Genomic DNA, 26251 nt, shown 5'->3' on the forward strand with positions numbered 1-26251 from the left:
CGTCACCACACACCATCAAACATGGCGGCGTACACCGGGGGTGTCAGTTTCAATTTTCGTTGCCATCCCCATCCTGTGATGATCCGACCCAAACTGTGTTTGTGCTGGTCATACAGGGTGAAAACTGTTCTCGAAGAACTCGTTTTCTGCGGGGCAACGAGATACAACTCTAGACCAGGCCAGCCGGTGCGTGCAACTCGAAATCGGAAAACTGGGCGTGACGCCCGTCACCAGGACTGTTATGACGGCTTCGTGCCCCGGAATACCGGGGATCGAGGGCTGTGCGAGCCCCTCAAAACAGTGCGCGGACGATTAAGCTCCGCGGTATCCGGGCATGAGGGAGTTGCTGTCGACGATCTCCTTGCCCAGGGGCATGAGGGAGACGGGGATGAGTTTGATGTTCGCCCATCCCAGCGGAATGCCGATGATCGAGACGAAGAGCGGGATCGAGGTCACCACGTGTCCGATGGCCAGCCAGATGCCGGCGACGATCACCCAGATGATGTTGCCCAAGGTCGTGGCAATGCCAGCTGGCCTCGTCTCGATGACCTCACGGCCGAAGGGCCAGAGGGCATAGTTGCCGATGCGGAAGGAGGCGATCCCCCAGGGGATGGTGACGATGAGGATGCAGCAGATGATGCCAGCGAGGTAGTAGCCGAGTGCCAGCCACAGTCCGCTGAAGATGAACCAGATGATGTTGAGCAGCGTGCGCATGTTCTCCTCGTTTCGACTTTGTTCTCTTTCCAGTCTCGGTCACTGCCCGCGCTGGTGCCATGAGGCTGTCCAGAAATCTCACGAATGACATCCCACAGAGCTTCGAACTCCCGAAGTCTCAACGCGCCAGCCCGAGTACCGGTACAAGTGAATGACTTGTCATTGACGATCACAAGTCATTCGCTTGTCCATTGCAGCTCGCCGTCGATTCCGGCGCTTTCACCGTGTCGATGGTGAATACGACGACACCGTGCCCTCGATTTGATCAAGGACACGGTGTCGTCGGCAGTCATGGAGCTCAGCTGATGATGTCAACTGCTCCCAGGGTCTTCTTTCCCCGACGCAGGAGGATCACTCCTCCGCCTTCGGTGGGGAGCACCTCGGCGGGGGTCAGGGTCTGGTCGTCACCGGTGACCTTGACGTTGTTGACGTAGGCGCCGCCGTCCTTGATGGCTCGGCGTGCCTCGCCCTTGGACTTCACGATGCCGGCAGTCACGAAGGCATCGGCAACGGGCACGCCCTCAGCCAGCTGCGTCGAGCTGACATCACCTCGAGGCAGCTCAGATGTCGCAGCACCCAGGGTGGAGGCGTCGAGGCTGGCAAGCTCTCCCCCACCGAACAGGGCAGAGGCCGCTGCGATCGCCTGCTCGTACTTCTCCTTGCCGTGGACCAAAGTCGTCACGTCCTCGGCCAGCACCTTCTGTGCCAGACGGGTGTGTGGTGCCGCGGTGAACTCGGCCTCGATCTCCCCAATCTCCTCGAGGGACCGGAATGAGAACACCTTGAGGTATTTCACGACGTCGCGATCATCAGCATTGAGCCAGAACTGGCTGAACGCGTATGGGCTGGTCAGGCTCTCGTCCAACCACACGGTGCCGGACTCGGTCTTGCCGAACTTGGTGCCGTCAGCCTTGGTGATCAGCGGAGTGGCCAGGGCATGGACGCTGTGCTGTTCGACGCGACGGATGAGATCAACGCCCGAGGTCAGGTTGCCCCACTGGTCGGAGCCACCGGTCTGCAGGGAGCAGCCGTAGCGGCGGTGGAGTTCGAGGTAGTCGTTGCCCTGCAGCACCTGGTACGAGAACTCCGTGAAGGAGATTCCTGCTTCGCTGTTGAGACGAGCCGAGACCGATTCCTTGGCCAGCATCCGGTTCATCGGGAAGTGCTTGCCGATGTCGCGGAGGAAATCGATCGCAGACATCTCGGATGTCCAGTCGTAGTTGTTCACGACCTGGGCAGCATTCGGGCCGCTGAAGTCGAGGAACTTCTCAACCTGTGCCCGGATCTTTTCCAACCATTCCTCGACGACCTCGCGCGGGTTGAGCGTGCGCTCCCCCGACATGCGGGGGTCACCGATGAGCCCGGTTGCTCCACCGACGAGGGCCAGGGGGTTGTGTCCTGCCTTCTGCAGACGCGCGGCGGTGATGAGCTGGACCAGGTTGCCCATGTGCAGGCTGGGTGCGGTGGGATCGAACCCGACATAATAGGTCAGCGATTCCTCATTGAGAGCCTTCTGCAGGGCGGCTTCGTCGGTCGAAACCGAGACGAGGCCACGGGCCTTGAGTTCACTGAAGATGTCGGTCACTTCGGTCCTTTCAGATGTGTATGAAGCGTCGGCGAGAAGCCGACGGGGTCAATTCTACGGGTTGTTCTGAGCTAGTCCCTCACACCTGGGCGCACCGGAATCATTTTCAGCGATACACTTCACGTCGATGCCCGACGCTCAACACCAGTACGAGAAGTTCTCCGTCGTATACGTCGTAGATGATCCTGTAGTCGCCGACCCGAATCCGAAGTTCGCCACCACCGCCCTTGAGCTGAATACTCCCCTGTGGACGAGGATCCTCGGCCAGTCAACTGATCGAGTAGCTCATCGAGGAAGCTCAGATGCCAATCTCTCTGACGAGGTCCTCGTGAGGGACTCGTTCGGACTCATCACGCGCCGCGGCGGCAGATCGAATATCAGCCTGATCCTCCAATGCCTGCAGAGCACGGTCATAGAACTCCGGAGACACAACGACAGCACGACGGCCCGCCCCGCGCGAGGTGATCTCGACGGGCTCGCGCTGCGCAGCGGCAATGTAGTCACTCTGCTGATTGCGGAACTGGGATAACGTCACTGAACTCATCACTCAAGCGTACAACTTGTACAAGTTGTACGCAATGCTCAACAGCGTTCCTGAAATCGTGCTTCTTCGTAAAGAAGTACGCTCACACGCTCCGAGCCGAATCCGCGAACCCGCGCAGCTTTGCAACTTCGGCCTTCGCATTGGCCAACTGCTGGTCCACGGCGGACCGCGCGGTCCCGCCCTTGGAGCCGCGGGAGTCGATCGATCCAAGCGTGGTCAGCACTTCGCGGACGTCTGGCGTCAGGTGTTCGGAGATGCCTGCGAATTCTTCGTCTGTGAGGTCCCACAGCTCAACATCTTTCGATTCGGCCAGCTGCACGCACTCTCCGGAGACCTCATGGGCAACTCGGAAGGGCACGCCGCCCCGGACGAGCCATTCGGCGATGTCCGTGGCCAGGGCGAATCCGCGCGGCGCCAGATAGGCCATGCGTTCGGTGTTGAACTTCAACGTGGCGACCATGCCGGTGAAAGCCGGGAGCAGAAGTTCGAGGGTGTCGGTGGCGTCGAAGACCGGTTCTTTGTCTTCCTGCAGGTCACGGTTGTAGGCCAGCGGCAGTGCCTTGAGCGTTGAGAGCAGGCCGGTGAGGTCACCGATGAGGCGTCCTGATTTGCCGCGGGTCAGCTCGGCGACGTCGGGGTTCTTCTTCTGCGGCATGATCGAGGACCCGGTCGAGTATGCATCGTGGAGGGTGACGAAGGAGAATTCCTTGGTCGCCCAGGCGATGACCTCCTCGCTCAGACGGGAGAGGTTGATGCCGATCATCGTGGTGATGAACAGGTATTCGGCGAAGACGTCGCGACCTGCGGTGCCGTCGATCGAGTTCTCTGCCGAGTCGTTGAAGCCGAGGTCCGCGGCCACAGCCTGTGGGTCGAGGCCCAGCGACGATCCTGCCAGGGCGCCCGAGCCGTAGGCGGAGATGCCGGCGCGCTCATCGAAGTCGACGAAACGGGCGACGTCGCGCAGCAACGGCCAGGCATGGGCCAGCAGATGGTGGGCCAGGAGCACAGGCTGTGCGTGCTGCAGGTGGGTGCGACCGGGCATCGGCGCTTCGGGGTGCTCTTCAGCCTGGGCGATGAGGACCTCGACGGCGTCGAGGACGAGCCCGGCAACTTCACGAGCGTGATCGCGCAGGTACATGCGTCCCAGGGTCGCGATCTGGTCGTTGCGGGACCGGCCGGCACGCAGTTTGCCGCCCAGCTCGGGTCCGGCGATCTCGATGAGTCCGCGCTCGAGTGAGGAGTGGACGTCTTCATCCGATTCTGCGGCAACGTATTCGCCGGTTTCGACGCGGCGGCCGAGTTCGTCAAGCGCCTCGGTCATGCCCTGCAGCTCATCATCGTCGAGCAGACCCGAGCGGTGCAGCACCTTTGCGTGGGCCTTCGAACCGGCGATGTCGTAGTGGGCCAGGCGCCAGTCGAAGTCCGTCGACTTGCTCAGCGCGGCCAGTGCATCGGCCGGGCCGTCCGAGAATCGTCCGCCCCATAGGCTCAGTCGTTCGCTCACAAAAGGTCCTTCCCCACCGTCGGCGCTTCCACGCTGCCGGTTTGAATCCATCGGTTCGGTGTTCCAGTTCCCGGTCGGCCGGGTCTGCGTGTGTCTCAGGTCTGGCTATGTGTTCCAGGCCCGTGTGTATCAGTCTTCCGTGTATCGGGTGTATCAGCTCTCGGCGGCGTTTCCGGCCGCATATTCGAGGAATGTCTCGGCCAGTGTCTGTCCCCCGACGGAGGACATCGCGATGACGAGAACAGTATCGTCTCCTGCGATTGTGCCAAAGATCCCGGTCATCGAGGAGCGGTCGATCGCCGACGCCAAATACTGGGCAGCTCCGGGTGGGGTACGCAGGACCACTGTATTGTCCTGTGCCGCCGCGGAGACGAGGAGCTCTTCGAGCAGCCGGGGCAGCTTCGCATCGAGGCTGTCACCGGTCGATTGCTGCAGGCTCCGGTCCCCTCCCTCACCGGGGACGGCGTAGACGGATCCGGCAGTGGAGCGGATCTTCACAGCCCCCACCTCGGCGAGATCGCGTGAGAGTGTCGCCTGGGTGACGGTGATGCCCATCGTTGCCAGGTTCTCGGCCAGGTCGATCTGGGAATGCACGGACTTGCGGGTGATGAGATCAATGATCTTCTGCTGCCGCGCGGTCTTCGTCAGGGGTGCGGAGTTCGTCGGTGGCACGACGTTCTTCGGCGGGGTGGCGTTCTCGCTCATCGCTTCTCCAGCAGGAATGTCATGAGTGCCTTCTGTGCGTGGAGTCTGTTCTCGGCTTCATCAAAGACCGCCGAGGCGGGACCGTCGATGACCTCGGCGCTGACCTCTTTGCCCCGGTAGGCCGGCAGGCAGTGGAGGAAGATCGGGTCGTTGCCGAGCGCCATGAGCTCGGACGTGACCTGGTACTTCGCGAAGGGTGAGGCTTCGTCGTCGCGTCCGGCTGCGTCCTGTCCCATGGACACCCAGGTGTCGGTGACGAGGACATCGGCTCCCTGAGCGGCAGCTTTCGCGTCGTCGGTGACGGTGACGGATCCGCCGGTGGTCTGGGCAAGTTCGTTCGCCTCGGCGATGATCTCGGCGGCCGGCTGGTAGTCGGCGGGGGCGGCGATGCGCACGTGCATGCCGGCGTTGACTCCGCCGAGGACGTAGGAGTTGGCCATGTTGTTGGCCCCATCGCCGTAGTAGGTCATGGTCTGCCCGGCGACGTCGCCGCGGTGTTCGCGGATCGTGAGCAGGTCGGCCAGGATCTGGCAGGGATGATAGTCATCAGACAGCGAGTTGATGACCGGGACGTTGGAGTTCTGGGCCATCTCTTCCAGACCTGCTTGGGCATAGGTGCGCCAGACGATGGCCGAGACCATGCGCGACATGACCTGGGCGGTGTCGGCGATGGATTCCTTGTGTCCCAGCTGCGCCTCACCGGGGTTGATGATGAGCGGCTGCCCGCCGAGCGCCGCGATCCCGGCGGCGAAGGACACGCGGGTCCTCGTTGAGGTCTTGTCGAAGATGACTGCCGCGGTCTGCGGTCCGGCCAGCGGGGTGCGCGAGTACGGGGCGGCTTTGAGCTCGACTGCGAGGTCGAGGACTTGCGCCTGTTCGGCCGGGGTGAGGTCGGTGTCCTTGAGGAAATGCCGTGTCATGGTGTGTCCTTTGTCAGTCTGTGTGGGGCAACCGGGCTGTGAGCGTGGATTGCCCGGCCGCCGAGGTGGCCGCCAGGTGGACGGCGAACGTGTTCAGCCGCGCAGCAGTCCGGGCAGGGCGGTCAGGAACGATGCGAGATCGTCTTTCGTGATGATCAGCGGTGGTGCCAGGCGCAGGCGTCCGGGTGAGACGGGGTTGATGATGAACCCGGCCTCGAGCGCGCGGGCGGTGATCGCCTTCTCGTTAAGTCCTTCGGCCAGTTCGAGGCCGAGAAGGAGACCGGTGCCGGTGACCTTCTCGATGCCGTCGATTCCCAGCAGCTGTTCGCTGAGCCATTCGCCTGTGGCCCGAGTGTGGGCGAGCAGGTTTTCGGTCTCGATGGTCTCGAGTACGGCCAGTCCAGCCGCGCAGGCGATGGGGTTTCCGCCGAAGGTGGTCCCGTGCTGTCCGGCTTCGAGGAGTTTGGTATTGGCATCGCCGACGGTGATGGTGGCCCCGATCGGCATGCCCCCGCCCAGGCCCTTCGCCGAGGTGATGATGTCGGGGACGACGCCTTCGCCGATGTCCGGGTTCTGGTAGGCGAACCACGATCCGGTCCTGGCCACACCGGATTGGACCTCGTCGAGGACGAGGAGGGCCCCTGCCTCGCGGGTGAGTTCACGGACCTTGGTGAGGTAGCCGGCCGGGTGCTGCCGGACTCCGACTTCGCCCTGTATGGGTTCGATGAAGACGGCGGCAGTGGTGTCGTTGATGGCGGCGGCGAGCGCGTCGACGTCGCCGTAAGGGATGTGGACGACGCCGGGCACTCCGGGTGCGAAGGGTTCGCGGTAGGCGGCCTTGGCCGTCAGTGCGAGCGCGCCCATGGTCCTGCCGTGGAAGGCGCCTTCGATGGCGATGATGATCGGGCGTGATCCACCTCCTGCACGGCGGGCCATTTTGAAGGCTGCTTCGTTAGCCTCGGTGCCGGAGTTCGAGAAGAACACGGCCGAACCGCTGGGCAGGTCGAGGACCTCGTGAAGTTTGGACGCGAGGGCGATCTGCGGTGGTGAGGTGAAGAAGTTCGAGATGTGGCCCAGGGTCGACGCCTGCTCGGTGATGGCCTTGACCCATGCGGGGTGGCAGTGGCCGAGTGCGTTGACGGCGATGCCGGCGAGCAGGTCGAGGTATTCCTTGCCCGAGGCGTCCCACGCGTGCACGCCCTGCCCGCGGACGAGATCGAGCTGAGGTGAGCCGAAGACCGGTGAGAGGACGCGGGAGAAGTCATCGCGCCAGGTCTGGGCCTGGTCTGTCACAGCGTTCGTCTCATTCATCGTTCGTCTCCTCAGTGCTTGTCTCGTGTCCCTCGCCCTTGTGTCCGTCACCCAGCGGTGCGGGTTCGACGACGGTGTCTTCGACCATGGTGCCGATGCCCTCGGAGGTGAAGACCTCGAGGAGGAGCGAGTGTGCCATCCGGCCGTCGATGATGTGGGCCTGCTGGACTCCGTGCTCGATGGCTTCAAGTGCTGCGGTCATCTTCGGGATCATGCCCGCGTCAAGGCTGGGCAGCAGCTCACGCAGCTTAGCCGGTCCTATGCGGGAGATGAGGCTCGAGGTATCGGGCCAGTTGGCGTAGAGGCCCGGCACATCGGTGAGCATGATCAGTTTGTCGGCACGCAAGGCTTTCGCCACGGCGGAGGCGGCGAGGTCGGCGTTGATGTTGAGCGGTTTGCCCGCTTCCCCGTCGATCTCCGAGGCGATCGAGCAGATGACGGGCACCCGCCCGGCGTCGAGGAGCTCGGTGAGCACGGTGGTGTTGACTTCGGCGATCTCTCCCACCCGGCCGAGGTCGATGACCTCACCGTCCACCTCGGCGTGGGTCTTGTGAGCCAGCAGCAGGTCGGCGTCCTCACCGGAGAGCCCGATCGCGGCATTGCCGTTCTGGTTGATGCGGGAGACGATGTCGCGGTTGACCTGGCCGGAGAGGACCATGCGGATGACCTCGGCGGCCTCCTCGCTGGTGACCCGCTGGCCTGCCTTGAACTCGGACTCGATCCCCAAGCGAGAGAGCATCGAGGTGATCTGAGGTCCGCCGCCGTGGACGACGACGGGTCGGATTCCTGCGAAGCGGAGGAAGGCGATGTCGTCGGCGAAGGACTGCTGCAGCTCCGGGGAGATCATCGCGTTGCCGCCGTACTTGATGACGATCGTGGCACCGGCGAAGGTTTTGATCCACGGCAGCGCCTCGGTCAGGGCTTCGGCCTTTACCTGGGCAGCGGCGAGCCGGGCGGCTGTGGACTTCGTGGACATATCGTGTGGGTTGCTCATGTGGAGTAGGCGCTGTTCTCTTCGACGTAATCGTGGGTGAGGTCCGAGGTCCAGACCGTGGCGGTGTGATCTCCGGCGTGGAGGTCGATAACGACGTCGACGTTGCGGTCGAATGTGACCTTCTCCGGGTCCTCATAGGGACCAGAGGCCCGGCATACCTCGGTGCCGTTGATGATCACGTCGATGGCCGTGGGGTCGAAAGTCGCCGAGGTGGTTCCCACCTGAGCGACGACACGTCCCCAGTTCGGGTCCTGGCCGAAGATCGCGGCCTTGAACAGGGCCGAGCGTGACACTGAGCGGGAGACCTCGACGGCCTCGGCTTCACTGGCCGCACCCTGAGTGGTGATGGCGATGTCGTGGTGGGCGCCTTCGGCGTCGACGTGGAGCTGGTGCATGAGGTCGAGGCAGAGTTCGCGCAGCAGGCTCGTGAACTCCTCCGTGTCGACGGTTGCCTCGTGGGCGCCGGAGGACATGAGGATGACGGTGTCGTTCGTCGACATGCAGCCGTCCGTGTCGAGGCGGTCGAAGCTCTGACTCGTCGAGGCCCGCAGAACCTGGTCGAGCACTTCTCTGTCGACCTTGGCATCGGTGGTGATGACGACGAGCATGGTGGCCAATCCGGGGGCGAGCATGCCCGCGCCCTTGGCCATGCCACCGATCGTGTACCCGGAGCTGCCCTCGCGGGTGGCGGTCTTGGCCACGGTGTCGGTGGTCATGATCGCCTCGGCGGCGTGCTCGCCTCCGGCCACGGAGTCCTCGGCGGCGGCCACGAGTGGTGGCAGGTTGTCGATGATGGTGTCGCGGAAGTCCTGGCCGCCGACGCCGATGAGTCCAGTCGAGCAGACGAGGATGTCTTCGGCTTGGGTGTCGGTGCCGGCCTCGGTGAGGAGATCGGCGGTGGTCTGGGCGGTCAGGGTGGTCGTCTCGTATCCGAAGTCACCGGTGTAGCAGTTGGCTCCTCCGGAGTTGAGGACCACGGCACGGGCCCGACCGTTCGCCGAGGCCTTCTGGGACCACAGGACGGGGTTGGCCTTGCACCGGTTCGAGGTGTAGACGGCGGCGACAGCAGTGTCGGGGCCGGTGTTGATGACGAGCGAGAGGTCTTTGGTCCCGCTGGGTTTGAGTCCGGCGGTGAGGCCGGCGGCAGTGAAGCCGAGTGGTGCGGTCACGCTCATGGTGCGACTCCTTCAAGGGGAAGTGCGGTGGTCTCGTCGAGGCCGAGGGCAAGGTGGATGGACTGCAGGGCTTGGCCGGCGGTGCCGCGGACGAGGTTGTCCAGGGCCACAACAATCAGGATCTTGCCTGCCCGTTCGTCGACGGTGAACTGGACGTGCGCGAGGTTCGAACCGGTCGTCGAAGAGGTTCGCGGCCATTGGCCCTCAGGCAGGACGCGGACGAAGGGCTCGTCGGCGTAGGCCTGGTCGAATGCCTGGGCCAGCTGGTCTTTGAGTGCCGCAGCGACGAGGAGGCCTTCGGCGGTTTTCGGTGCGGACTCGCCCGCGTCGGCGGTGATGGTGGCGAGGATTCCGCGGGCCATGGGCACGAGTGTCGGGGTGAAGGAGATCCGCGTCGGGCCTTCTGCGGCATCGGCGCCGAGCACCCCGTTGAGGTTCTGCTCGATCTCGGGCACGTGCCGGTGAGTGCCGCCCGTGCCATAGGGAGAGGCATCGCCGAGGACCTCGGCGGCTGTGAGGTGCGGCTTGAGTGCCTTGCCCGCTCCGGAGACTCCATTGGCGAGGACTGCGTTGAGACCCGAGGGTGCGGCGAGTCCGGCCTGGATGAGTGGCGCGAGCCCGAGGGTCACGGCGGTGACATTGCAGCCGGGCACGGCGATGCGCTTCGTGTCCTTGAGTGCCTCGCGCTGCTTCGTACCATCGGCGGTGAGCAGTTCGGGCAGACCATAGGTCCAGGTGCCCTGGTGGGTCGAGCCGTAGAACTTCTCCCAGGCGGCTGCGCTGATGAGGCGGTGGTCGGCAGCGAGGTCGACGATGAGCGTCTCGGGACTCGACTCTTCGAGCTCGGCGGCGATCGCTCCGGACTGGCCGTGCGGGAGCGCGAGGATGACGACATCGTGGCCGGCGAGCACCTCGGCGGTGGACTCCTTGACTACGAAATCGGAATATCGGGCAAGATGGGGTTGATGTCGGCCGAGCGTCTCGCCCACGGAGGAATGTCCGCACACCGTGGTGACGTTGAGATGAGGGTGAGTGCTCAGCAGCCGGAGGACCTCTCCCCCGGCGTATCCGGTGGCACCGGAGACGGCAACCGTAAGATCATTCATATGTATAACTATACCAGTACATTAAATTATATGCAGGAGGCGTGATGACCCAGGCTATTCAGGCGATGCGAGCAGGTGGACCCGAGGTTCTCGAATTCAATGAGGTCGAGACCCCTCGGCCCGGTCCTGGTGAGGTCCTCGTTGACGTCGCGGCCGCGGGTGTGAACTTCATCGACACGTATCGTCGTTCGGGCACGTATCCGATGAGCTACCCGCACATCGTCGGGTCTGAGGGCACCGGTCACATCGCCGAGGTGGGCGAAGGCGTGGCGAGCTGGTCCGTCGGCGATCGCGTCGCCTGGCACGAGGGCCCGGGATCATATGCGACTCAGGTCGTCGTCAAGACCGATAACCTGTTGCGCGTGCCCGAGGGCGTGAGCACCGAGGTCGCTGCCGCAATGCCGCTGCAGGGCCTGACCGCCCAGTACCTAGCCACGAGCTCGCACGAGATCAAGCCAGGACACACTGCTCTCGTCCATGCCGGTGCCGGTGGTGTCGGACTGCTGCTCACCCAGATCATCAAGCACCTGGGCGGCAACGTCATCTCGACCGTGAGCACCGAGGAGAAGGCGGAACTGGCACGCAAGGCCGGAGCCGACGAAGTGTTCCTCTACGGCAAGGGTGTCGACATCACGGCGAAGGTCAAGGAACTCACCGACGGCGAGGGCGTCGAGGTCGCCTATGACGGCGTCGGCAAGGACACTTTCGATGCCTCGCTCGCATCGTTGAAGCCGCTGGGCTCGATGGTGCTCTTCGGCGGCGCATCGGGGCAGGTGCCACCGTTCGACATTCAGCGGCTGAATTCCTCGGGTGGCATCTTCCTGTCCCGGCCGTCACTGGCCTGGTTCGCCCGCTCCCCCGAACAGTTGGCCAAGCGCTCGGCGATGCTCTTCAACGGCATCGAACATGGCTGGTTGAACTTCCGGGTCGGCGCCACGTTCGCGCTACCTGAAGCTGCGGATGCTCATCGGGCGCTTGAGGGTCGGGAGACCACGGGCAAGGTTGTGCTGACGGTGTGATCGCGGTGCACCAAGTTGAAATAGAGCGGCTCTCCCAGGATCGAGAACTGCCTTAACTCGGAAATATCTGTTCGCCACCCCAGGCAGACTCACTACTAGTCCTGCCAGCTCCTAACAAGCTAGGGCCGCAAGGAGGTAAACCGGCCGCTTGACCGTCGAGTATTTATGGATCCCCCGAGATGGGACCGACCAGGCAGTCAACCCGACAGTATTCGACACTCCACCTTCGCCCTACCCGATCTGATCATGTGCTACCACCTCAATCGACTTGGCCTGAAATCAGTCGGACAACGGCCCGAACCGAGTCGCCCTTCGATCGCGAGCCGGGCAGACGAACCTAACGCACGGCGCCGTACGCACAGCTGCTAAGGAACAATGCGTCGACTGGCGACATGGGAATGAGAGCCGAGAGCAACATGCGTACTATAGGATTAGTCGAATGAGGAAGGTCCCGTACACGCTCCGAAGCTTTGTCGAGATAGCCGAGAGCGAAAACCGCCGTGGCCGGGACATTAGTCACTTGGACCCCGAAGTTCGTCGCGTTACCCGCGCACTTCACGACCGGCGGGACCGCTATTTTGCAGATCTTGCGCTACTCGACAAAGATGAGTCTAGCCGCGATGTCATACGCAAAACTTACCGTTCAGACCGGCAAGAACTGCGTCGGGCTCGAGATCAAACCGTTGAAACGGCGATGCATACAGCACTATTAACCTTTGAAGAAAAGCTATCCAAGGGCGAGTTTTCGTTTGGCCTCAGAGAAGGCCACAAAGTGGGCACGAAGCCGACGCCTACTTATAGAATCGAGTCGGCGCCCGACGTAGTGTACCCGGCGAAGCAGGCCGCAGATGTCGTCAAACGAGCCGCACGCCTCGAAGCGATCAGCCGGAACAGCGCTGTAAGAGCACTCCAAGCAGCTCTGCAAAAGAACTACAGTCATGCCATCTACAAAATTGATGTCGCAAATTTCTTCGAATCCATAGACCATTATGTTCTGACCGAACGCCTCAACACACTTCCGGACCTCGACTCCGTCACAACGCAAATTATCCGCCGTCTACTCAAAGAGTTCGAAGCTATCCGAGGCACGGATACGGGTTTGCCGCGAGGAGTTGGGCTTAGTTCACACCTCGCTGAATTCTACCTTAATCGCTTCGATTCCAAATTAAAAACGCATCCTGGAGTGTTATTCTACGCACGTTACGTAGACGATATAATCATGGTCCTCGAGAACAGTAACGATTTAGCTAAAGTGAAGGATGCGGCCACTACCGAACTGGCCTCACTTAAGCTCGAACTCAACGAACACAAAACATTCGATGTCGTTACAGATGAACAAGGAAACTATAAGTCAATAACGGAGTTTGATTACCTTGGATACCGCTTTTCTCGGCAAGCAGGCAGCCTTTCTACACGACTGACCGCCAGGCGTAAAGATCGACGCGCGACCCGACTAGAGAAAGCTTTACAAGCATGGTTGGATACCGCGCCTAACGCATCCTTTCCAAACACCGGACATAACGGTCTGCTACTCGATCGGGTGCGCTATCTCGCAGGCAACACCAGGCTGATCAACTCAAAAAGCAATGTCGCTATAGGGCTATACTTCTCCAACAGTGCATTAGATCCTGAGGCGGACGAACTCATCGAACTCGACGCAACTCTCGAAGCCTTCCGAAAGCACCATGCGTCAAAGATACCCAAGAAGATGAGCACTAGGTTGGCACAGATTTCATTCGTCGAGATGTTCGCGAACCAGACTTTCCTTAGATTTCGACAGAAACGCATTGAGCAGATTGTGAGCATCTGGAAGGAAAAAGGGCGATGAGATACCGCGCAGCTAAGCGAGATCTATTACGCGCATTAACATCCGAGATGCTGCCGTACGAAGTGCCGATCCCCTTCGATATAACACGGCTCTATGAGTTTCTTCGATGGATCAAATTTCGCTGGACCGGGGATCACAAATTTACTGTATTAAAATCGAGGCTCGGTGACGGTGAGAGGTCTTGGCTGGGAATCATCTTCGACCCGATCAACCTGGGGACAGGTAAAACGGTGGAAGATGGCAGAACAATTGAGTTCAATTTGGCTGACGGTGGCAAGAAGCACAGCCACCTACGGCACCCCTACAAGTTCCGATCGCGACGCAACAATGGGAAGTCACGAGAACTATCAGTCCCACATCCTCACTCGATGGTACAGATGGCGTCCTTCATCCATGAGCACCGAGACTCGATTCTCTATTACACAAATCGTAGCCAATTCTCCATTAGGCACCCCCACCGGGTCGCACGCCTGCAAGCGAAGACTGGGTCCGTCTTCGAAGGTTACCGCGACCGAGAACAATTCGGCTTTGAGCAATCTGATCTAGAGTACGCACACGTTTCCTCGTATTTCAGCTACCGCAGATACAACAACATCAACCGGTTCTATTCATCACCGGAGTTTCAGGCTTGCGAGCGTAAATACCCTCATCTGATGCGTGCAGACGTCTCCAAATGTTTCGACAGCATTTACACGCATAGCATTTCATGGGTCACCAACGGCGTACGCACAAGCAAACGATTGAGAAACAAGACAGGTAAAACTTTTGGCGGGCAGTTCGATCACCTGATGCAATACCTCAACTATGCCGAAACTAGTGGAATCATTATCGGCCCTGAACTCTCGCGAATATTTGCGGAGATCATCTTACAAGAAATTGACATTAGAATTGAACGGGACCTGGCCAGCAATGGACTCACGCTTGGAACACACTACGAGATAATGCGTTACGTTGATGACTATTTCGTATTCCTGGCCGACCCGAGGCACGCCGAACTGGTCGAAGAAATCTTAGCAAGACAACTGGCTTCATTCAAATTGCATCTCAATGAGCAGAAACAGCGACATTTCGACACGCCGCTACAATCACATATGTCGGTCGCGAAAATTAAAATTCGAGAGGCACTGGAACAGCGTACTCAGTATGATTATGACCCGGACAACAATCATGCGAATGCAACACTGTACTTTTCGTCTCGCAAAGCAATTCTCGATTATAAATCCCTACTCATAGACACCGGTCTCGAGCACGGGGAGTTGGCCAACTCTTACCTTTACGAGCTTGGCCGACGCCGTGATTCGACCGTCCGAAAGTTTAGAAAGCGCTTAAACGACGTAGCAGAAGCAGGCGAGCCTAAAGCTATTCACTCTGCCCGGCTACTTCTAATCAGGTATCTAATGGCAGTACTGGACGTTGCGATCTTCATCTACTCGGGCGCACCATCGGTCTCGCACAGCGTGAAGCTGACGAGATTGGTCGCTGCATCCTTGGGCGAACTGGAAATCGATGGATTTGGAACTCTCGAGAGACTCCAATTTTCCGACAAGGTCGCAAAAGAGATCGTTGCTCAGCTCAACGCTTCGCATGACGAGACTTCGTTTGGTGCACACACGCTGCTCCTTCTCGACTGCCTCATATTCGTGAACCCTGAAGTATCCGAAGAGACACTGACATCATTCCTCACGCGCAGAGGCAAAACGGTCAACGATCTAGACGCTTTTGGTGTACTCACCCTGCTTCGTCGATTTCAGGATCCGGGTTCCGCAAGTGCCCTTAAACAGGATCTACTGACTCGTGCCGGCGCGCTGATCGATCTAGGAAGAGACCAGCAAGAATTTGAGACCGCTCGTGCGATTCTAATGCTCAGCCTTCCCACATTTCCCGGCGCAACGCCCAAGGAGATTGCGAAGGCGATGGGCAACGGGGTATCAGAAAGCAAAATACAGAAACTGAGACGAACTCGGCGAGAGCCGTCAGTGTTTTCGTGGCACGCCAGTGATAGCTACTATGAGCGATTGTTGCTGAAGTCGACTCAGTTTGTATACTAGAGACGCAGCCATGACCGCAGCAATGAAGCCTTTGGCTTCCACACACGGGCGCTTGGGAGCGAGCGGCATCGAACTCCCACCTTTTCTTGTCGATCAGGACTTTCGAAGCCCTTATTCTAAGGGATTTGAGGAAGCCCCATCGATGGAGGTAGCAACGTAGTTCTAACTTCGGCACGCTCCTCACAATATAGTTTTTCACCCTCCAGATGCTTAAGACCCGAGTTTTCCCTTTTGGACATCACGAGGGAAGGATGAGGCTGAGGCCTCCGAGTTCCAAAGGGTTCGTAGCTTGCCCGACCACCAACTATTTCCTAGCGAAGATGCCGGTTATGGAACTGTACTGGTGGGGCCACATTTGAGCTACTGGAGAAGCGACATGCTCAAGACGACCTTCATCAGATATGACGTTTACTCGAAGGCCGTAATCGCAACAGCACTAAACGCTGACACCAATGCTCTCTAGGGCTGCCTGCCAATCGCCTTGTTACCGGCCCAGATGCTCCCCTAGGCGAGGTTTGCAAGTCCCTTACTGCGCCGGTCGAACAAGAAGGCCAGCGTCATGTCTCTCGAGCCCAGCAACGCGCCGTCGTCAATCCTTCGCATATCGCACTGCCAGCGAAGTGCAAAACTGAAACGTTGCAGATGGCTCACTACAATCGCCTGTTTGCCACGATCACCAAGCTGGAGCTCGGTTTGGCTGTTGCAATTGGCGGCTAGACTCGGTTCGCCGAAGCCACGATAGGATCCAAATTGAGGCCGACTACCTGTGAGCGCGCCAAGAAGCAGTCACGGTTGCAGGGCCCGATCGCGAAGGCCGGGAATGCGTAAACGAGGAAGCTTCTCGATTAGGTCACGTGGTCGCAAATTCAGCCCCTTCCCGCCTCTGTGCCAGATTGCCACGACCAGGATGGGAGCGATCGAACGTAACCAGGGAACTGATGCAGGATCTCTCATCCTGCTCTGTGGTGGATTAATCGATTTGCGCGCGAAGGCGGGCGTCCCTGCACGGCGGAAGCGACTGAAAGCTTAAGCTCTACTCTTCCTACCTTTCGGACGCCCACCAGGGCTGGCGGGCCGACATCTGCAAGGACGATTCACCGAATCCGGATGGGGTTGGGTGCAACGGCATCCAAGATCAACTAACACCATCCTCTCAAATTTCCCGTACAGCTCTCCCGATGACCGAGCTCACTGATTCCTCGATCAACTTCTCGGACGGATTCGCAGCGGCAGCTTCTATAGCATTATCGGTTGTTCCACCCCTTAGAATCATCTGCCTTGGAGTAGATCCCGGTAATGCATCCGATCTCACTCGACTTAGCATGATTCTAGATAACTCCTGACACTCGTCCGGATGATTCCCTAACCCCAAATCCAACGTTCTATGACTCCCCGGTGCATGTAAACTGTCCGACCACCGCACAGACCCACGCAAGAATCGAACTGTATGGAAATGGTGTTCGTATGACCCGCCCGGTAATACGCCCGCTGACGGGTCCATAACTGAGGCAAGAAGAGGTTCAAACAATGTTGATCGGATATGCCCGATGCTCGACTCATCATCAGGACGAGGATCTGACCGCGCAACGCACGGCCTTGTCCCGATTGGGCGTCGACGAGAACCGAATCTATGTCGATGTGGGGTTGTCCGGAACGAACCGCGATCGACCCGGCCTACGAGAAGCCCTTGCGGCACTCCGAGAGCAAGACACTCTTGTGGTTACCAAGCTGGACCGTCTCGCACGATCTGTGCGAGACGCGAGTGACATCGCTGAAGAGATCGAGGCGACAGGGGCGGTACTGTCTCTAAGCGGCTCTATTCATGACCCGTCTGATCCTATGGGCCGAATGTTTTTCTCGATCATGGCGGTGTTCGCAGAGTTCGAATCCGACCTCATCCGAGCCAGGACCCGCGAAGGAATGGCAGTCGCCCGATCACGAGGCCGGCTTCGTGGCAAGCAACCGAAACTTTCCCGCGCACAAGAGCGTCATCTAGTCGCATTGGTCAAGTCCGGCGAGCACACCACATCGGACGTCGCTGCGCTTATGGGGGTTAGCCGCGCGACCGTCTACCGTGCCGTGGAGCGTGCCAAGATGAATGGAGCAACAGCATGATCGACACCGAGTTCAACGATCTGGTGACCAAACGGGTCCAGGCACTCAACGTCCTGGTGTCCGCTGCCGCCAACACCGCCAACTCCGACGACTACGGGGACATGTTGGGAGCTCTTCGATTATCCGAGCTTGCGGCTCAGCAGGCCCGCAACGCCATCATTCGCGAAGCACGCGCCGCCGGAGATCCATGGGAAGACATCGCCCTCGCGTTGGGATGTACTACGCATAACGCCAGAACACGGTTCGGCAACGCACATTGATGCTCCCGAAGCAACTGCGCCGTGGGTACGGAAATCTCAAACTGGGAATGTCAGAAGCGAACCCGCAAGGCGCTTAATTCACGCAGTTCTAGCTAGTTCGTTGGAGTGAGTTGAAGATCAGTGATTCTCCCTCTAAACGGGGACGCCGAAACATACGCCAAAGCCAAACGAGCACTCCTGTCGACACTCCGCTAGCGAGTGCTTGGCCAGGATTAGTTCCCCAGGCCAATGCGGCGCTTCCCGATCCTATTGTGCTCAGAACAGCCATCATGCCGTCCTCTTCAACACTTTTTCGCATAGCGCTACCGAGGGAGACACTTTCAATCGAGTTGCGTACAGGCGTCAGCTCGTCTTGAATTCTTTGGCGCAGCTGACTATGTGAGTCACCCCTAGAGTCTCGATCAATCGAACGAATTCTATTTCGCCACTCATCAAACGCAGACTCGTTCTGTCGGATGTCCACTGCGGTCTCGGCATCTAGCTTCAAGTTCGGCAGCGCAAACCTCGCGATCTCGGCTAGAGTCTCTGGACGCGGTGCCGTATCCTGTTCCGCAGTCAGCTGTCCAAGCTTCAAACGGAGAAGTTGCAACTCTGCGGAGGACTGCGGAACGTATACCGTCGAATACTGATCAGCAAATGCAAGCTGTCTCGCCAGCTCAGCAAACTCATATTGCCACTCCCAGCGCTGATCCGACTTGTGTACAGCTTGATTCAGGCTAGCGTGCAAACCCAAGAGATTGTCCCATAGAGGAAGCGGACCCAGTTTCTCTGCGATCTCTGGGGCACCAATGACCATCGAGTCGTTGGCTACATCGTGCCGGACTGAAGTACCTATTTGATGGTATCGATCTCTTAGGACTTTCCATTGCGGCCGCGGCAGTATCACCCCCGCGTTGAGAAGCGGTGACAGCTCGAAAATATAGGGAATCGTCCTCGCCAAGTAGTGACGAACTTGCTCGCTACTATCCTTGATCGACGAGTAGAGCAGATTCCGATTCCAGAGATTCGGACCGCCAGAGATCGCCATGCTGCCATTTGCGGCTCGGATATCGCGGTACTCGTACAACCACCGATTCTGAATGCCAAAGAAATCCGCGATTGGATCATGAGTCACCAAGACGCGGTGATACAGAAGTCTCTGATTGAGGTCGTATTGCCCGACCGGTTCATGCCAATTTCCTGCAACCCAGGATCCGGGGTAAAGGGCATCTTGAGGTGGGCTCGCGAGTTCCGTTGTGGAAGAGGATTCGTTTACATGTTGTGCAAGTCGTTCGATGTCATGCGTGCTTAACCCTTGGATCTGTTCGGAAGTAGGCCGATCACCGAAAAAGGTCTCAAGGGCCGTCAGAGTGCTCACGTATGTTTGCCGCACCATGGCCTACTCCACTCGCAGCGGAGGCAATGCATCTACGATGCGCATGGTCTCGAGACTCACGGTGGTGATCTTCCCGATCAGGTCGATGATGTAGCGAGGTTGATTGTGTTCGCGCGACCAGTCGTTGGGATCGTTCACGATACCCGAGGCCTTATCCGACTTTACCTGGTACCGCTCGATAATCCAGTCAAGGCCCGATCTGGAGCCCAACATGTACCGCTGAGCTGCTTCAGGGATGTCTTCGATAGTGATGAAGTTGTTGTACTTGATGACCGACTTATCCCACATGCCAGCTTTGCCGCCATACTTCATCTTCGTCACTGCAAACTGCTCGAACTCGTCTTCCGGCGTGACAGTTGTCATGCGTTCAGCCAACGGATACGGTTCCACATTTTCGTACCCGATGTGCAGAGCCGACAGCTCACGCCCAGATGCTACAAACGCGTCAAAATTCTTACGGCCCTTGACTTGGGGGATGCGTGGCAAGGTCTTCTTTAGTTCTGCCTCGTACTGATTCCGGTAGTCAGGTGAATGCAGTAAACCATAGACATAGAAAAAGATGTCGTCTTTTGACACATCTCGCCCAAACGTTGACCGATACTGATCCAATGCCCAATCAGTGATGTTGTCGAGCTGTGTGGGCTCTTCAAGCAATGCGTCTTCAGCAGTAGCTGAATAAGAGTAGCGCGCAAAGAACTGACTGGTCTCGATCACGTGCAGGTCCGGGATAGCGTTGACCATCAAGCATGCATGCTCACCGGACCCTCCAGGCGATACGGTGACAATTCCGAGGTTGGTGGATTCCTGAGTCGGGAACAGCTCGTTCAACCGATATCTACGTTCGTTTAGTTCCGGGGAGAAGTAGACATATTCCTTCTGAAACGGACGATACATCGACTCACGTAACGCTGAATCGATCGGATACGTCTTCTTTCCAGCCGCGAGTCGATTCTTCAAACTTCCGGACCAACTGATCTTTGCTGGATCGGTGTCGATAAAACTATCTACCCGGGCGGGCCTTCTAGCTGCTTCCCATCGGTCAACTTCGTTGTTGTAGAAATCGATCATTGCTTCCGCATTGGCTAGAACCTTCCCTCGCGACAAGTTGTACACCCACGCATCCCGGTTCGTTTTCAAGCCACCAGACTGTACGCAGAATATTGTTCGTCCCGTCTTGTCCTTCTTATCCGCGATGAGGGGATGGTTTTCATAGTTGGGGTCGCGTTGGTTGATCCAGTCCCCGTACTCGTTCGGAATCACAGTGTCCCAAACCAAAGTGGACAGCGAGTTCTCTTCCAGAGTCGCCAGTTTCGTGGACCGGTCGAGATAGTCGCCAATGTCCTTATAGTGCAGAACACACTCCCCCACCTTGCCAGGGAGCTTAACCAACACCATTATTGCAACCGTATTCCGTGAACCTGCGTCGAAAACCTTGCCGCCCTCTCGACGGCTGAGTTCACCAGCGGTGCGCTGATTGCCGCGAAGGTTGTAGATGTAGATATCGTGGAACTCGATGGTCAGGGTTTTTCTCAACCCGTCGGCCGTGTTGCCGTCAATGTAGCCACCGTTAGATACGTAACAGACAACCCCACCCTGTTCGGAATCGAGGACACGATTCGAGGCCCAACGGATGGCTCGAATATACGAGTCATATAGCGAGTTCTTGTTCGTCGCTGTCGACTGGGCTGCGTAGGTGGAGCGAATGGACTCGTCCAGGGTCGGATAGGTCTGGTTGGCGTTGTTATCGTTACCGCTGGACTGTCCCACCGAGTACGGAGGATTCCCGAGAATCACACGGATGTCCAGATCGTTCTGGGCAATGACTCGGTCGTTGTTGCCGACGAACATGCGCTCGTCGAGGGTGTCGCCGTCCTCACTCATCTGGAACGTATCAGTGAGGACGATTCCCTCAAACGGTTCATACCCAACTTGTTCTGGATTTTCTCCGGTTTTGGTGGCGTGTTCGCGTTGGAGACCATGGAAAGTGGCCTCAATGTTGATCGCAGCAATGTAATACGCCATCAGCAAAATCTCATTCGCATGCAACTCATTCGCATACTTTCGGGCCAAATCCGCCGGATCGATCAGCCCCGACTGCAGCAGACGAGTGATGAACGTACCCGTGCCCGTGAATGGGTCCAACACGTGTACACCCTCACCCGAAAGAGTGGTCCCAAAGTGCTCTTTGAGAACGTCATTGACTGAGCGGAGAATGAAATCGACGACCTCGATGGGCGTGTACACAATTCCGAGGGATTCCGCGGTCTTCGGGAATGCGAGCTTGAAGAACCGTTCATACAGTTCGGTGATGATCTTCTGCTTGCCCTGTGCCGACTCGATGCCCTCGGCCCGGATTCGCACCGACCGGTAGAACTCGTCGAGTTTGCCCGTCTCGGTATCAAGGTTGAACTCACCCAACACCGCGAGCATCGAATCCATGACTTTCGACACCGGGTTATGCGCAGTGAAGTCGTAGTCTTCGAACAGTGCATCGAAGACTGGTTTCGTGATCATGTGCTGGACCAGCATGTCGACGGCGTCAGCGTCATTGATCCCGTCATTGAGATTGGCGCGCAATCCCTCAACGAACTCACCGAATCGTGTCCGCACTGTTGCGTTGTCGGGATCGTCGATGATCGAGTGCAGACGAGTAGTCTGCCGGTCAGCGATGTCTTTGACATCAGTGGCCCAGTCTTCCCAATACCTGCGATCACCGACCTTCTTGACCATGCGGGCAAAGATCGCGTTTTCCCAATCAGCCGCGTTCACCATCGTGAACAGCGCCTCAGCTGAGTTCTGCCCTGCTGAACGATCCGAGCCGTCGCCTTCATCGTCTGAGCCGCCGATACCGATGACATCGACAGTCTTGTTTGCATCCTTGTCGAGATCGATCTTATTAATCATCGCCTCGAACCGGTCATCGTGGGCTCGCAATGCTTGCAGCACGTCCCAGACGACCTTGTACTTCTTGTTGTCGTTGAGCGCGGTTTCAGGGTCCTGGTCGGCTGGGACTGCGATGGGGAGGACGATGTAGCCGTATTCCTTGCCTGGTGATTTGCGCATCACCCGCCCCACAGCCTGTACGACATCGACCTGGGAATTGCGGGGGTTGAGGAACAGCACGCTATCCAGACTGGGAACATCCACACCCTCAGTGAGACATTTCGCATTAGTGAGGATCCGGCAAGTGTCCTCTCCCGCATCGGCTTGCAGCCAGTCGAGGCGTTTAGAGCGTTCGAGAACGTTGAACGTCCCATCCACATGCTCGGCTTCCATCCGCAGCTTCGATTGCTCGTCGGTGCGGTTAACGATGAGTTCACGACCGACTTTCTCGAACTGGTCGGCAATCGCTTTCGATTCCTTGATATTGCGGGCAAACGCAACAGCCCGGTGCATCGGCGAATCATCATTGATCGCCAGCCGCTGCCCATGCACACCGCGCTTCGATAACCCATTCCAACAGCCAACAATCCTGGCGACATCATCCAGGTTGAGATCCCCGTCCTCGGATAGCAATCGTTGGAACGAGGACGCCACTGATGCTTCGTCAACTGCGAGGATGAGGACCTTGTAATCAGAGAGGTGGCCGAGTTCAACGGCGCGTCCGAACCCGAGATGGTGGAACTCAGGACCATACGTGTCCTCATCATCCATCGAGTACACGGCCACACCATCCTGGGCGGCCTTCGTCTTCGAGTCCTCGACATAGATTCGAGGAGTCGCAGTCATGTACAAACGTTTCTTCGCGTGAATGAACTCATCATTATGGACACGTACGAACGCCGAATCATCAGCACCCGGCTGGGAGATTCCCGTGGTGCGGTGGGCTTCATCGCAGATGATGAGGTCGAATTCAGGCAGCCCCTTCTCGAACGCACCCATCCCGGGCAGACCAGCTTCGCCACGTTGAGTACCGACCTGCTGGGCTTGGTGGATGACATCAATCGACTGATATGTCGAAAACACCACACTGATCGACTCGTCACCGGTCGAAATATTGAACCGCGCAGCCAGTTTCGACGGATCCGTTGTTGCAGGGAATCCGAGATCGTGCGCCGAAACGTCTTCGGTCTGCCGACGGCCCACCGAGGTGTCCGAACATACCGCGAAAGGACGTAGCGATGTGGTGGCTTGCGCAGTCCACTCGTTGAGTGTCTGCTGCAGAAGAGCAATCGAGGGCACAAGGAAGAGGACACTGCCACCAGCGGGCACATACTGTTCGACCAGCGACAGGGCGGTGAATGTTTTGCCGGTCCCGCAGGCCATGATCAACTTCCCGCGATCATGGGTGGAGAATCCTTCAATGACGGCGTCGATGGCTTCGCGCTGATACTTCCTGGGCTGTTTTCCTGGTTTCGTCGACAGTTCGTGTGGGCGGTCGAGGTCGAACACCGACCAATCGATCGTCGACTCAGCGAAGTCCCGCAACCGGATGCGTTGGACTTCTTTGGTCTGATCGGCCAGGGCTGCTTCAGCGTGTGAGGACCATCCGTCGGTAGATGAGACGATCATGCCACGGCTGAAGGGCTCCTTCCCTAACTCCGTGAAGAAGGAATCGATATCGCCTTTTTGGAGCTTGCGTTCCGGGTCATAGAACTTCGCCTGGATCGCCACGAGTTCACCCGTATACCGGTCCTCAGCAACCAAATCAATGCCGGTATCCACGCGGCCAGCGCGACCGGGCCAGTGCTGCCACCGCCAAACTTTGGAGAACTGATCAGCGTACTTCGGTTCCGTCTGGAGATAGGCCTCAAGGAGTTCCTCGAACTTCGAACCCTTGTCATATTCACTGGTTGCGGAAAAGTAGAGGCGGTCGAACACCTCGTCAAAAGCCATCACTGTCATACACCTGATTATGCCTTCTATAGAAGGGACTTATCCCTGCTGAGAGCCACGATCCGATAACATGTCTTCCCAAACGACTGGTATGGAAGTTGCTCGTCTTCGAACAAGAACTTGTGATGTCTCGGGTCATCGTTCCGTTGAAGACGCGAGACATCAACATGGTGCTCGCGGATGGAGTCAGACCTGGGGCCCACCTCCGGTGCGACAATGTGTTGAGGAGTTCGTCAGCTTCATCCCAGTCCGCACATAGTCCGCAAGAGAGCTAAAAATGATCAATCTCAGTCAACGTAGCCAACACTGTAAGCCCTGTTCAGCTGGGACGTTCAAACATAGTCAACACCAGTCAACGCCCTTCAAGGCGTTCCCCTGGAACTGTTGACTCCGTCCACTAAGCGGACCACTTTCGCCGTAGGCAAAATTATCAAGGCACGACAGCTCCGCGTTTCGGTGCCATGTCCACCATCATCCTGACAGCTTCCAGCGGATTACCGGCTCCGGGATATCTCGCCTCCAACGTGCATGCACAAATCTGCTGGGAGACGCGGGAGGTCATTACATTTTGTGAAGCCTAGAACCCCATAGGCCGAAAGACGAAATCGCCGCAATTGCCACCACCGGCACGATTTTGCTCTTGCCCGGTTAAGTTCGGACGGGCGTTGCCCACCTACTCCTCCACCCGCTCAACCTTCCCAACGAGGAACACGTACGACAGCACACCGACGATAGTGATCGCAGCCATGTAGACGAACGCTGGAGCGAAGTCGATGTCGGTGACGAGGAAGCCGATGACTATCGGTGTGGCGATCGACGAGAGGTTGCCGATGAAGTTGAACATGCCTCCGGTCAGACCGAGCAGCCGTTCCGGTGCCAAAGCGGAAACCAGCGACCAGGTGATCGAGGCGAAGCCGTTGCCGAAGAACGCGATCGACATGAACACGATCACCAACGCAGTCGAATCCGTATAGTTCGCCCCGAGCATGAACACCGTCATTGCGAGACCGATGATGATCGGCAGCTTGCGGGCCGTACCGAGCGTGAGGCCCTTCTTGACCATGAGGTCCGAGACCCACCCGGAAAGCAGTACCCCGACGAGCGCTGCGATGAACGGAAGGGAGGCCATGAAGCCCGACTCGATGTAGTCCATCCCGCGGTAATCAACGAGGTATGTCGGGAACCAGGTGAGGAAGAACCACAGAGTCGATGTCAGGCAGAACTGGCCGAGGTAAATGCCCCACAGCTTCCGCCGGGTCAGCACCACCTTGACGTCGGACCATCTGAGCTTCGGCTTAGTCTCCTTCTTCGTACCACTCTCGACATCGACCAATCCCCCGCCGGAGGCGATGAGATCGATCTCGGCCTGGTTGACTCCCGACTTGTCACGCGGCTCGCGATAGACGAACCACCAGATCGAAGCCCAGATGACGCCGACGACACCGGTGAGGATGAACACCCAGTGCCAGGTGAGCACCGTCTGCAGCCAGGACAGCACAGGGGTGAGCAGGGCGAGGCCAATGAACTGGCCCGAGGTGTAGAAGGCGATGACCCGTCCGCGCTCACGCTCGGGGAACCACGCCGTGGCCACCTTGTTGTTGATCGGGTATGCCGGAGCTTCGAACCCGCCGACCAAGAGCCGGAGGATGATAAGAGCGACGAACCCACCAGACATACCCATGAACAGCGTGGCCAGGGACCACAGCACGAGGCAGGAGGCATAGAGCACCCGCGGCCTCACCCGGTCAACGAGCCACCCACCGGGCAACTGCATCGCGGCGTAGGTCCACCCGAAGGCCGAGAGCAGAAGTCCCTGCTGGCCGGTGGTGAGATCGAATTCCTGAGACAGTGCCGGCATCGCAATGGACAGGTTGGCCCGGTCCATGTAGTTGATGACGACGGTGATGAAGAAAAGGAGCGCGATGATGTATCGCATCCGTGTCGGCCGCGTGGTCGTGGGCTCAGCGGTTTTCGTCATGAGCTGGTGTCTCCGATCTCTGTGGCGGCGCTGTCTACCCGAATCGGGGCACGTAGCAGGAGCAGATAGGCGATCCCCGCGATCACCGCGACAACGGCTCCGAGGACGAATGGAATGAGGTAGGACCCCGTAGTCGTCACCAGCACGCCTGTGAGCCAGGGCGAGAGCGAGCCGGCGAAATAGCCGCCGAAGTTCTGGATGGACCCCAGCGATGCGACACGACTTCCGGTCACG

Annotated in this window: 20 protein-coding genes; 5 read left to right on the forward strand and 15 right to left on the reverse strand. The window is 58.6% G+C overall.

Annotated elements, in window-relative coordinates:
• Positions 1-312 precede the first annotated feature (312 nt).
• From JFC13_RS16625 to argC, 11 genes are all read right to left on the reverse strand, one after another.
• Positions 313-714: a YccF domain-containing protein gene (locus JFC13_RS16625; RefSeq protein ID WP_101570952.1), complete on the reverse strand. Its 402-nt coding sequence runs from the start codon at positions 712-714 to the stop codon at positions 313-315.
• 298 nt (positions 715-1012) lie between these two features.
• Positions 1013-2299, reverse strand: a complete 1287-nt coding sequence (gene tyrS / locus JFC13_RS16630) for a tyrosine--tRNA ligase (RefSeq protein WP_198398172.1) — start codon at positions 2297-2299, stop codon at positions 1013-1015.
• A 106-nt stretch (positions 2300-2405) separates the two neighbouring features.
• On the reverse strand, positions 2406-2567 hold the full coding sequence (locus tag JFC13_RS16635; RefSeq protein WP_232488735.1) for a type II toxin-antitoxin system RelE family toxin: 162 nt from the start codon (positions 2565-2567) through the stop codon (positions 2406-2408).
• A gap of 30 nt (positions 2568-2597) precedes the next feature.
• Positions 2598-2843 (reverse strand): type II toxin-antitoxin system prevent-host-death family antitoxin, encoded by a 246-nt coding sequence (locus JFC13_RS16640; protein WP_096179168.1) that lies wholly within the window; start codon positions 2841-2843, stop codon positions 2598-2600.
• 82 nt (positions 2844-2925) lie between these two features.
• Positions 2926-4398: an argininosuccinate lyase gene (gene argH / locus JFC13_RS16645; protein WP_232488728.1), complete on the reverse strand. Its 1473-nt coding sequence runs from the start codon at positions 4396-4398 to the stop codon at positions 2926-2928.
• 102 nt (positions 4399-4500) lie between these two features.
• Positions 4501-5052 (reverse strand): arginine repressor, encoded by a 552-nt coding sequence (locus tag JFC13_RS16650; protein ID WP_198398174.1) that lies wholly within the window; start codon positions 5050-5052, stop codon positions 4501-4503.
• Entirely contained in the window at positions 5049-5972 is a 924-nt protein-coding gene (gene argF, locus JFC13_RS16655; protein WP_198398175.1) for an ornithine carbamoyltransferase, read from the reverse strand. The genes JFC13_RS16650 and argF overlap by 4 nt, the downstream gene beginning before the upstream one ends.
• 93 nt (positions 5973-6065) lie before the next feature.
• On the reverse strand, positions 6066-7283 hold the full coding sequence (locus JFC13_RS16660) for an acetylornithine transaminase (RefSeq protein ID WP_198398176.1): 1218 nt from the start codon (positions 7281-7283) through the stop codon (positions 6066-6068).
• On the reverse strand, positions 7276-8277 hold the full coding sequence (argB, locus tag JFC13_RS16665) for an acetylglutamate kinase (protein ID WP_198398177.1): 1002 nt from the start codon (positions 8275-8277) through the stop codon (positions 7276-7278). The genes JFC13_RS16660 and argB overlap by 8 nt, the downstream gene beginning before the upstream one ends.
• A complete protein-coding gene (argJ, locus tag JFC13_RS16670; protein ID WP_198398178.1) occupies positions 8274-9452 on the reverse strand; it encodes a bifunctional glutamate N-acetyltransferase/amino-acid acetyltransferase ArgJ in 1179 nt (392 codons plus the stop codon). Before argJ ends, argB begins: the two co-directional genes overlap by 4 nt.
• Complete coding sequence (gene argC, locus JFC13_RS16675) at positions 9449-10558, reverse strand: N-acetyl-gamma-glutamyl-phosphate reductase (protein WP_198398179.1); 1110 nt, start codon at positions 10556-10558, stop codon at positions 9449-9451. Before argC ends, argJ begins: the two co-directional genes overlap by 4 nt.
• A 44-nt stretch (positions 10559-10602) precedes the next feature.
• On the opposite strand from argC, the gene JFC13_RS16680 reads away from it, so the two are divergent.
• The 5 genes from JFC13_RS16680 (at position 10603) to JFC13_RS16700 (ending at position 17828) form a co-directional block, all read left to right on the forward strand.
• Complete coding sequence (locus JFC13_RS16680) at positions 10603-11577, forward strand: quinone oxidoreductase family protein (protein ID WP_198398180.1); 975 nt, start codon at positions 10603-10605, stop codon at positions 11575-11577.
• A gap of 439 nt (positions 11578-12016) precedes the next feature.
• Positions 12017-13405, forward strand: coding sequence for an antiviral reverse transcriptase Drt3a (drt3a, locus tag JFC13_RS16685; RefSeq protein ID WP_198398181.1), 1389 nt, complete (start codon positions 12017-12019; stop codon positions 13403-13405).
• Positions 13402-15453, forward strand: a complete 2052-nt coding sequence (gene drt3b, locus JFC13_RS16690) for an antiviral reverse transcriptase Drt3b (protein WP_198398182.1) — start codon at positions 13402-13404, stop codon at positions 15451-15453. Before drt3a ends, drt3b begins: the two co-directional genes overlap by 4 nt.
• A 1527-nt stretch (positions 15454-16980) precedes the next feature.
• Positions 16981-17568 carry a recombinase family protein gene (locus JFC13_RS16695; protein WP_198398183.1) on the forward strand — a complete coding sequence of 196 codons (588 nt, stop codon included), beginning with the start codon at positions 16981-16983 and terminating at the stop codon, positions 17566-17568.
• Entirely contained in the window at positions 17565-17828 is a 264-nt protein-coding gene (locus JFC13_RS16700) for a hypothetical protein (protein WP_198398184.1), read from the forward strand. Before JFC13_RS16695 ends, JFC13_RS16700 begins: the two co-directional genes overlap by 4 nt.
• 88 nt (positions 17829-17916) lie before the next feature.
• Here JFC13_RS16700 and JFC13_RS16705 read toward each other — a convergent pair whose 3' ends face one another.
• From JFC13_RS16705 to JFC13_RS16720, 4 genes are all read right to left on the reverse strand, one after another.
• Positions 17917-19185 (reverse strand): hypothetical protein, encoded by a 1269-nt coding sequence (locus JFC13_RS16705; protein ID WP_198398185.1) that lies wholly within the window; start codon positions 19183-19185, stop codon positions 17917-17919.
• 21 nt (positions 19186-19206) lie between these two features.
• On the reverse strand, positions 19207-24048 hold the full coding sequence (locus JFC13_RS16710; RefSeq protein ID WP_198398186.1) for a DEAD/DEAH box helicase: 4842 nt from the start codon (positions 24046-24048) through the stop codon (positions 19207-19209).
• 664 nt (positions 24049-24712) lie between these two features.
• The gene (locus JFC13_RS16715) at positions 24713-26017 is read right to left on the reverse strand and encodes an MFS transporter (protein ID WP_198398187.1); all 1305 of its coding nucleotides are present in this window, start codon (positions 26015-26017) and stop codon (positions 24713-24715) included.
• Complete coding sequence (locus JFC13_RS16720) at positions 26014-26250, reverse strand: hypothetical protein (protein WP_198398188.1); 237 nt, start codon at positions 26248-26250, stop codon at positions 26014-26016. The genes JFC13_RS16715 and JFC13_RS16720 overlap by 4 nt, the downstream gene beginning before the upstream one ends.
• Position 26251 lies beyond the last annotated feature (1 nt).

The organism is Brevibacterium antiquum, from assembly GCF_016107655.1.
GTDB lineage: Bacteria > Actinomycetota > Actinomycetes > Actinomycetales > Brevibacteriaceae > Brevibacterium > Brevibacterium antiquum.